Genomic DNA, 9,672 nt, shown 5'->3' with positions numbered 1-9,672 from the left:
CCGCGAATGACGAGGTGCGCACGGCCGGCCGGTTGACCCACGCATGGGCCTCGTCGCCGATCTCACCGCCCGGGTTGACGACGGTCAACTCGTGCCGCTCCGGGTGGTAGTAGAAGGCGCCCGGGTCGAGTCCGGCGACACCTCGCGGGCCGGTGGTGAGGTACACCTGCACGGGGTAGAGGGTCCCGGCCGACGGGTAGCCGTATCGCGGGTTGCCACCGGCGCCACTGCCCGGACCGTCCGGGCCGGATGCGATGTCGAGTCGCGCCACGGCACTGAGCAGGTGTCCGAGCGCGTCGAGGGAGACCTGTGCCGGGCCGAACCGGCGGGTTGTCCGTCTGCCGGCCAGCCATTCGGGGGGTGCGCCGCCGGGCAGCGCGACGGTGGCCGCCTCCGCCAGGTCACGCCGGATGCCGGGCCGCCGGCTGGTGAACTCGACCCGGGCGACCGGGTCGAGGATCAGGATGCCGTCGGAGTCCGACTCGGGGGCGTGTGCGAGCGGGTCACCAGGGACGTCGGTGCCGGCCGGACCGCCCGTATCGTCCGCCGCCGCGAGCGAGACGCTGACCAGAACTCCCACGGAGGGGAACCGCAGCAGTTCGTCGACGTCGACCTGGATGCCGAGTTCCTGTTCCGCCTGAGTGGCGAGCCGGACCAGCTGGACGGAGTTCGCGCCGAGGTCAACCAGGTTCATGTCCGGATCCACGTCGGCCACACCGAGAATTCGGGCGGCGAGACGGCAGGCTCGGGCGATGAGGTCGGCCGGCGCCGTCGCGCGGGACGGCACGTCGACGGCTGCGGCCCGGACGACTCCGGACCGGCTGGCGAGGACGTGCCGATCAGTGCGGCCGTCGCGGGTCAGTGGCAGGGCACCGACGAGCTCGACCCGCTCCGGCAGGAGAAACGGGGACATCTTCCGGCGCAGGTGGGCCAGCACCTCCACGCTGGTCAACTGCGACCCGGGAAGCGCCTTGACGTACGCGACGCTGCCCGCGCCGTCGGGCAGGACCGCTGCGGTCAGGACCGCCGGGTGGGTGGTCAGGGCGGCTTCCACATCGCGCAGGTTCAGCGGATGGCCCGAGACGTCGGTTTGGGAGTCGTCCTCACCGAGCAGGTCGATCACCCCGTCGGGCAGCAGCCGCCCGGTGTAGTCGCACCGGTACACCCGCTCGCCGGTGTCCGGTCGCGTCACTGGCGGGTGTCCCGGCTGATCCGGCAGATCGGCCACGACCGGACCGCCGACGTGGAGCTGGCCGCTCACCCACGCCGGGCAGAGGGTCAGCGACTCGCTCAGCAGGTACACCCGCCGGCCCGGCAGCGGTGCACCGACCGGTAGGTGTCCACGGCGCCGGTCCGGCTCGCCGATCTCGAGGAGGGTGGACCACAGTCCACCGACCGTGCCGGGACCGAGGTTCACGACTCTCAGCTCGTCACCGATCAGCCGGCGCAGTTCGGTGACGACCGGCAGCGGAAGCGGCTCACCACCGAGCAGGGCCAGCCGGAGTGTGTCGGGCAGGTCGTCGCCGCGGTGGTGCAGGTGCTCGACGAGCATGGCCGCGAGGGTCGGCGTGGAGTGCCAGACCGTCACGTCGTGCTGGCGGACGAGGTCGACCCAGGTCGCAGGGACCCGAATGTCGATATCGTCCGGCACGACGACGGCGCCGCCCACCGCAAGCATGGCGAAGATGGCGGTGGCGGCGAGTTCGCTGCCCAGCGGACAGACCGCGAGCACGCGGTCGTCATGGGACAGTCCCAGCCGGGTCTGCAGTTCGGCGACGAGGCTGCTCACGCCGACCCGGCTCACCGGTACCGGACGGCCGTGGTCATCGGCTACCCAGCAGGCGACCGGATCCGGGGCCGGCAGGTGATCCCGCGTCGGGTTCGGGGACTGCTCCTCGTCGAGCAGCAGTCGGGTGACCTCCGGGGGCCACCGCAGCCGCTCGTCCAGCCAGGACTGGGTCAGCACGAGACGACTGTTCCGATCCTTGACGTGCTGCCAGCGGGCCGACTGGGCGGCGGCGGGGTCGACCGCGTGCCAGGCAACACCGGCGATCGTCGCGGCGGTCACGGCGACGACCTGCTCCCATCCCGGCTCCACGCAGATCGAGACGGCAGTGCACCGGTGCGTGTCCCGCTCCACGGCGATGCGTTCGGCGACAGCGCGGGCGACATGGTGCAGCTCCGCGTAGCTGAGCTGCCGTCGCGCGGCGATCACGGCGGGGCGGTCCGGATCGTCGTGGGCGATCGCGGCGACCCGGTCCGCGATCGACGCCGCGGCTGGCTCCGGTGTGTCGTTGAGGCGCTGCCAGAGGTCCAGTTGACCGGGCGGCACGAGGACGGAGGCGGGTGACGTCACAGGGTCCATGCCGGGGGAACCTCCCAATATCCGCCGTCGGTGGTCAACGCGTGCAGCAGCCGGCGATAGCCGTCGAACATCGTCGCGACGAGGCCGTCCGGGAACGCCTCGGCCACGTGGTCCCAGACGTAGACCAGGGCGCCGTCGTGCTCTGAGACCTGGTGGTCGAGGAGCACCTGCGGGGTCTGACTGATGGCGTACACCGGCTCGGCGGGCCAGGCGAGGGCGGCCGTGTCGGTGCCGCTGTCCTCCAGACCGAGCAGGCTGGTGAACACGACCGGCGCCACCGGCTGTGCGCGCCGGTCCTCGGCGGCCCGCAACAGCCGCAGGACCTCGACCCCGGTGACCTGCCGGTGCTGCAGATCGTCGAAGAGCTGCTGCTGCAGGACGGCGGCCCGGCGGGCGAACGTGGGGGCGGTGGCGTCGACGGCGAGCAGTGTGGTGGCGGTGAAGTCGCCGACTACCTGGTCGATCTCGGGGTGCATCGGCGGCCGGTTGAAGGTGGTCACGTTCAGGGTGAACCGGCCCTTCTGGGTGTACATGGCCAGCACCTCGGCGAACGCCGCGCAGAGCAGGCCCGAGGGGGTCAGCTGGTGACGTGCGGCGGCGGCGCGCAGGGCGCGCCAGGTCGCGGGAGCGAGCCGGTCCTCGACGCGTACGAAGTGGGGCCGCTCCAGGTGCGACAGTTCGCCGGTGAGCGGCAGCGCGGGGGCAGGCGGCAGGTGCGGGATCCGGTCACGCCAGTAACGTTGCGCCTGCTGCCGGACGGGATGCCGGTGCAGCTGCCCGAGCGCCACCACGTAGTCGCGGAAGGTGCAGGTCAGGGCCGGGAGGTCGGCGTCGGGTTCGGCGTACAGGAGCAGCAGGTCGTGGCGCAGGATGTGGAAGCTCCAGGCGTCGGCAATCATGAGGTCGACGCTGAGGTGCAGGCGGGTGAGGTTGTCGTCGAGTCGGGTGGCGGCGACCGCGAACGAGGGCCATCGGGTCACGTCGTGCACGACGTGGGACAGCTGGGCCCGTAGGCGTTCAAGGATGTCGTGGTCTCGTCCGCGGACGTCGCGGCGCGGCACCCGGTAGTCGGGTACCTCCGCCAGGACCCGCTGCGTGCCGTCGGCGCCGACCACGGTCCGCAGCGCGGGATGCCGTGCGACGAGGTGGTTGAGTGCCCGTTCCAGCCGGTCCACGTCCAGGTCCCGGACGTCGAGTTCGAGGTAGCTGTGGGTACCGACGCCGCCGAGGGACATGCCGGTCCGCCGTCCCAACCAGTACGCCTGCTGAATGTCGGTGAGCGCGAAGGGTTCGTGTGCCAGCTCGGGCCGGGGCACCACGGTCGGGAGCGGTTCGACCGACGGGCCCGTCGCCGTGGCGGCGGCCACGGCTGCGGTCAGCTCGGCCAGGGTCGGTGCCTCGTAGAGCCGCAGCAGCGGGATCCGGGCTCCGATGCTCTGCTCCAGCTGCGCGAGTAGCCGCATCGCCACCACCGAGGTGCCGCCGAGGTCGAAGAAGTTCGCCTCCGGTCTCGCGTCGTCGGTGTCCAGCACGGCGGCCCAGAGCTGCGCGATCTGCGCCGCCATGCCCGCGTCGGGCAGGTTCTCCAGGGTGGCCGGTGGCGTGGGTGGTGCCGGGTCGCCCCGGCCGGCGGCGAGCGCGAGGAGCGCGGCCCGGTCGACCTTGCCGTTGCCGGTCACCGGCAACGCCGTGAGGGCGGTGAGCGTGCCCGGTACGAGGTACGACGGCAACGCCGTGCGCAGCGCGGCGAGCAGCGTGGCTGGCTGCGTCGCCCGGTCGGTGGCGGGTACGTAGTAGGCGGCCAGGCGTCGGTCGCCGTCGCGTCGGCCGACGGCTGTCACCGCGCAGTCGGCGACGCCGGGCAGAGCCCGCAGGGCGGTCTCGATCTCGCCGAGTTCGACCCGATATCCGTTGACCTTGACTTGCAGATCCTCACGGCCGAGGAACTCGAGGTCTCCGCCGGGCAGGTAGCGGGCCAGGTCTCCGGTGCGGTAGAGCCGTTCGCCGGTGCGGGGATGCCGGTGGAACTGGGCGGTGGCCCGTTCCGGGTCGTTCCAGTATCCGCGCGCGAGTCCGGTTCCGGCGATGTAGAGGTCTCCGGTAACCCAGTCCGGCCGCGGTTCGTGGTCCGCGTCGAGGACGTGCAGTCGCTGGTTGCTCAATGGCCGGCCGTACGGGATCGAGGCCCAGCCGGGGTCGACGGTCGCGATGGTGTGGTACACCGACCAGATCGAGGCCTCCGTGGCGCCGCCGAGGCTGATGACCGCGGCATCCGGCGCTGACCTACGGACCCGGTCCGGCAGGGACGGGGGGATCCAGTCCCCGCTGAGCAGGACCAGCCTCAGGCCGGCGAGTCCCTGCCCCGGCTCGGCTGCGTCGGCCGCGGGATGCTCCACGGCGAGGGTCATCAGCGCTGGCACCGAGTTCCAGACGGTCACCCGGTGCCGGCGGACCAGGTCGATCCAGTGGCCGGGGTCGCGTAGCCGCGCCGGGTCCGGTAGGACGACCGCGCCGCCCGCCGCCCAACTACCGAACAGGTCGTAGACCGACAGGTCGAAACTAAGCGCGGACAGGCCGAGAACCCGGTCGTCGGCGGTGACGCCGAACCGGCGGTTGATGTCCAGGATCGTGTTGACCGCACCACGGTGGTCGATCATCACGCCCTTGGGCAGGCCGGTGGAGCCCGAGGTGAAGATGACATAGGCCAGTTGGTCGGGCCGGTGACCGCTGGGCAGCTCCGGCGGCTGCCCGGCCCATGGCCCCGCATCGTCGACGGCGAGTTCCGCCACGCCGGACAGACCGGCCAGCCGGCCGGTGAGGTTTCTCTGGGTGAGCACGTACCGCAGCCGGGTCTGGTCGGCGAGAAGGCGCATCCGCTGGTCGGGCAACTCCGGGTCCAGCGGCAGGTAGGCGCAGCCGGCCGCGACGACGGCGAGCGCCGCGACCGCCTGCTCCCAGCCCTTGGTCGCGACGACACCGACAAGGTCACCGTCGGCGGCCCGCTGCCCGCGCAGCCAGTGCGCGATCCGCCCGGCCCGGGCGGTCAGCTCGCGGTAGGTCAGCCGCTGGTCGGGCGTGATCACGGCTGGTGCGTCCGGAGTCGCGGCGGCGGCCGCCGCGACGAGATCCGTCAGGGTGGCCGGTGACAGCGGCCGGGCGCTGCTGTTGACCGTCGCGCGGTGGCGCCGCTGCGGCGGTGGCAGCAGCCCGCGTACCGGTTGGGCCCACGATCGGCGGCCGGTGGCCAGGTCGTGCAGCAGGTGGAGGTAGGTGTCGCACATGTCGTCGAGTACGCCGTCGGGAAAGAGGTCGGCGATCGCGTCCCAGTGCAGGGTGAGTCCATCGGGGGTCTGCGCGACCTGGTGGTCGAGGTACGCCTGGGGGGTCTGGGTGACGCCGTAGCCGGGCTCGCCGAGGGGTGGTGCCGGGTCGGCGTGCAGTGGGGTGGGGTCCGGTAGTCCGAGGTTGCTGGTGAACACGACGGGGATCAGCGGTCGGGGTGGTCCGCCGAGTCGCCGGTTCCACTCCCGCAGCACGGTTACCCCGCTGACCGCGTGGTGGTCCAGGTCGGTCCACAGTTGGTGTTGTAACCGGCGGGCCTGGTCTTGGAAGGACCGGATGGCACGCTGGTCCACCTCGAGTGGTGCCACCGAGGTGAAGTCGCCGACGATCTGGTGCAGGTCGGGGTGGTCGCCGTGCCGGTTGAACAGGGTGAGCATCACGGTGTAGTGCGGAGTGCGGCTCCAGGCGGTCAGTGTCGTGGTGAAGGCGGTGAGCAGCCCGACGGAAGCGGTGACGCCGGCCGCGGCGGCCCGGTCGGTGAAGGCCTGCCAGGTGTCGGCGTCGAGTCGGCGGGCGAGTCGGCGGAAGACCGGTCGGGTCACCGACTCGGGCTCAGCGGCCAGCGGCAGCCGCGGTCCCGGTGGCAGCGTGGACAGCCGGTCCTGCCAGTAGCGCAGCGCGCGTTGGTACTCCGGTCCGGCCTGTGCCTCCCGACGGGCGACGACGACGTCCCGGAAGGTGAGGCGCAGGGGCGGCAACCGGGTTTCGGGCCGGTGGTAGAACTGGCCGAGTTCCTGGGTGAGCAGGTGCACGCTGTAGGCGTCGGCGACGAGCGCGTCGATGCTGACGTGCACCCGGGTTCCGGTGGCCCGGGTGGTGACTCTGATGTCGAACAACGGCCAGGTCCGCGCGTCCAGCACTTGGTGGGACATCTCGGCGCGAACCTCGGCCTGCCGCGCGTCGGCGGTGCCGGCGGGCAGGTCCCGCAGGTCGTTCACCGGTATCTGGTAGGGCGGCACGTCGGCGCGAACTTGTTGCTCGCCGCCGTCGTAGACGACGGTACGCAGCGCCGGGTGCCGATCCACGAGCCGGCGTACGGCTGCCTCGAGTCTCGGCACGTCGAGCCGGCCGGCCAGGTCGAGTTCGAAGTACGCGTGCGTGGACACGTTGCCGAGCGGCAGCTCGCCGGTCCGGCCCACCCAGTACGCCTGCTGGACCTCGGTGAGCGGAAAGGTTTCGTGCTGTCCGGGGCGGGGCTCAAGGGCAGGTGGACCGCCGGCCGGGCCGGCCGAGCCGCCAGGTGCGCCGGCATCCCCCGGCTCGCGCGGGCGCGGTGGACGCCGGCGGGTGTCGATCAGACGGGCGAGCGTGGCGATGGTCGGTGCGTCGACGAGGTCCCGCAGGTGCAGTGGCACGGCGAAGCGTCGCCGCAACCGCGTGACGACGGCGACCGCGGTGATCGAGTGCCCGCCGAGGGCGAAGAAGTCGTCGTTGGCGGTGCGCCAGCCGGCGGGCAGCAGCTCGGTGAAGATCTCGGCGACCGTCCGCTCGGTCGCGCCGTTCAGGGCGGCGGCGGTCACCGGCGCCGCGGTCGCCGCAGGCGGCGGCAGTGACCGGCGGTCGACCTTTCCGCCCGGGGTGCGCGGCAGTTCCGGTACGGCGATGAGCAGGGACGGCAGACTTCCCGCGGGGAGCTGGGCCTGCAGGTGTGCCCGTACCTCGTCCGGGTGGTGGTCGACGGCCGGGACGAGGTATCCGACGAGGGTCTCGGTGCCGGTGGCGTCGGGAACCGCCGCGACGACCGCCTCGGCGACCGCCGGATGGGCCAGCAGCGCATCCTCGACCTCGGCCGGTTCGACCCGGACGCCGCGGACCTTGAGCTGGTCGTCGCGTCGGCCGAGGAGGACGAGCTGGCCGTCCGGACGCCTTCGCGCGAGGTCGCCGGTGTGGAACGTCCGCCCGCCGCGGGTACCGGAATCGGGCCGGAAGCGATCGGCGGTCTCGCCGGGTCGGGCGTGGTATCCGCGGGCCAGGGTGGCGCCGCCGACGAGCAGGTCACCCGGGACCAGAGCGGCTGCCGGATTGTCGTCGCGGTCGACGACGACCGTGGTGACGCCGGTGATCGGGCGGCCGATGGTGACGGTGTCCTCCGGTGCGATCCGGCCCGCCGTGGCGTCGCCGGCCACCTCGGTGCAGCCGTAGAGGTTGAGCAGGGTGACACCGGGCAGAACCTGGTGGAACCGGCGGACCAGCCCGGCCGGCAGCCGTTCCCCGCTGGTGACGCAGAGCCGCAGTGCGGGCAGTCGCGTCCCGGTGTCGAGCAGCGGGCGCAGCAGGGTGGGCACGACCACCAGCCGGGTCACCTGGTGTCGGGACAGGGCGGCGGCGAGGCGATCGGGGTCGGCGGCCTCGGCACTGTCGACGATCTCGATCGGCACGCCCGCCAGCAGAGGCCCAAGGGTCTCGGTGAGGGAGTCGATGAAGCCGAGGGGGGTACGCTGCCCGGCTCGCTCACCGACGGCGTAGGGGTGTTCGGTCCACATCCAGGACAGCCGGCGCAGCAACGCCCCGTGGGTGCCGAGCACGCCCCTGGGGTTCCCGGTGCTGCCGGAGGTGTACATCAGGTAGGCGAGATGTTCCGGGGTCAGCGTCCGGCCGGGATCGTGTCGCGGCTGTGTCGCCCATTCGGCCACGCCGGCGTCGACCCGTAGGCGCGGGACGCCGCCGAGGTGGGCGGCGAGAGCGCCGGTGGTGATGAGGCAGTGGGCCGCGGCGTCGGCCAGCACCGCGCGCAGTCGCGCCTGCGGATAGGTCGGATCCAGCGGCAGGTACGCGGCACCGGCCTTGAGCACGGCGAGCAGGGCGGCCACGGCGTCCGGCGAGCGGGGCAGGTGCACGCCGACCGGGTCCTCGTTCTGGACGCCCGCGGCGAGCAGGGCGTGGGCCCACTGGTTGGCCCGTTCGTTGAGCGCGCGGAAGGTCAGGGCGGTGCCGCGGTGGGCGACGGCCACCGCGTCCGGGGTCCGCCGGGCCTGGGCCTCGAAGGCGGCGGCGAGATCGGGGTAGCGGAGACCGGCCTCGGGTGACCGGGTGCCGTCGGGCGACGGGGGCACGGCGCCGGGCTGTCGCGAAACGGCGGTGGGCCGGGCCGGTGTGTGGTCGAGCCGGACCGAGCGACAGGGCAGATCGGGATTCTCGGCGATCTGCTGGAGAATGTTGGTCAGGTAGCGGGCGAGCAGCGTCACCGTGGCGTCGTCGAGCACCGAGGCGTCGTACTGCAGGCCGAGGCGCAGCGAGCCGGTCAGCTCGCGGATCTCTATGGTCAGGTCGAACTGGGCGAACGGATGCGGCACGTCGACGGCCTCGACGCGTAAACCGGGCAGGTTCGGCACCGCGGCCGGGGGCTGTGCCACGCACAGCACCGACAGCGCCCGGCGGTTGGTGCCGTGCCCGGTCGCGGTGGCCCCGTCTCCGTACGGCCGGTCCTGTTCGCTGTAGGCCCGCAGGCACTCGTCGCGGACCTGTCGCCACAGCTGCCGGAACGTGGTGTCCCGTGGCACCGGAATGCGCAGCTGAAGAAGGTTGGGGAAGTATCCGATCAGTTCGTCGAGTCGCGGCTCGGTGCGCCCTGCGGCGAGCGTGCCGATCGTCACCGTCTCGCCGTCGTCGAGGCGACGGAGGAGGCCGGCGAGCGCGGTGACGACCAGCATGAACGTGGTGCCTCCGGCGGCACGGCGCAGTTCGGCCAGTCGGTTGGTCAGTCGGGGTGGCAGTGCGGTGACCACGGTCCGCGCCGGACGCGGCTGGTCCCGGTCGCGCGGGCGGTCCAGTGGCAGTTCCACCGGGTCCGGCACTTCGTCGGCGGCGGTCTGGCCGGACGGCGTCCGGTGGCGGTGCCGCTGGTCGATCGCGTAGTCGCGGTACTGGGTCGCGGGCACGCGGTCGGCAGGCTGTGCGGGTTCCACCCCGCTATTCTCGCAGCCGCCCGAGCGGCGGTATGCGGCCCATCTCCGCCCCGCTCCGGT

Annotated in this window: 2 protein-coding genes; both read right to left on the bottom strand. The window is 72.6% G+C overall.

The annotated features are described in order from the left end of the window. Positions 1 to 2,365, bottom strand: a 2,365-nt coding sequence (locus AB0M52_RS24665) for an AMP-binding protein (protein WP_363958021.1), incomplete at its 3' end; no start/stop codon positions are given. Further along, positions 2,353 to 9,585, bottom strand: coding sequence for an amino acid adenylation domain-containing protein (locus AB0M52_RS24660; protein WP_363958018.1), 7,233 nt, complete (start codon positions 9,583 to 9,585; stop codon positions 2,353 to 2,355). The genes AB0M52_RS24665 and AB0M52_RS24660, both read right to left, overlap by 13 nt. Positions 9,586 to 9,672 lie beyond the last annotated feature (87 nt).

Origin of the sequence: Micromonospora sp. NPDC051296 (genome assembly GCF_040682255.1) — a bacterium.
GTDB classification, from domain to species: Bacteria; Actinomycetota; Actinomycetes; order Mycobacteriales; family Micromonosporaceae; genus Micromonospora; species Micromonospora craterilacus.
This window is presented reverse-complemented; position numbering and strand designations above follow the sequence as displayed.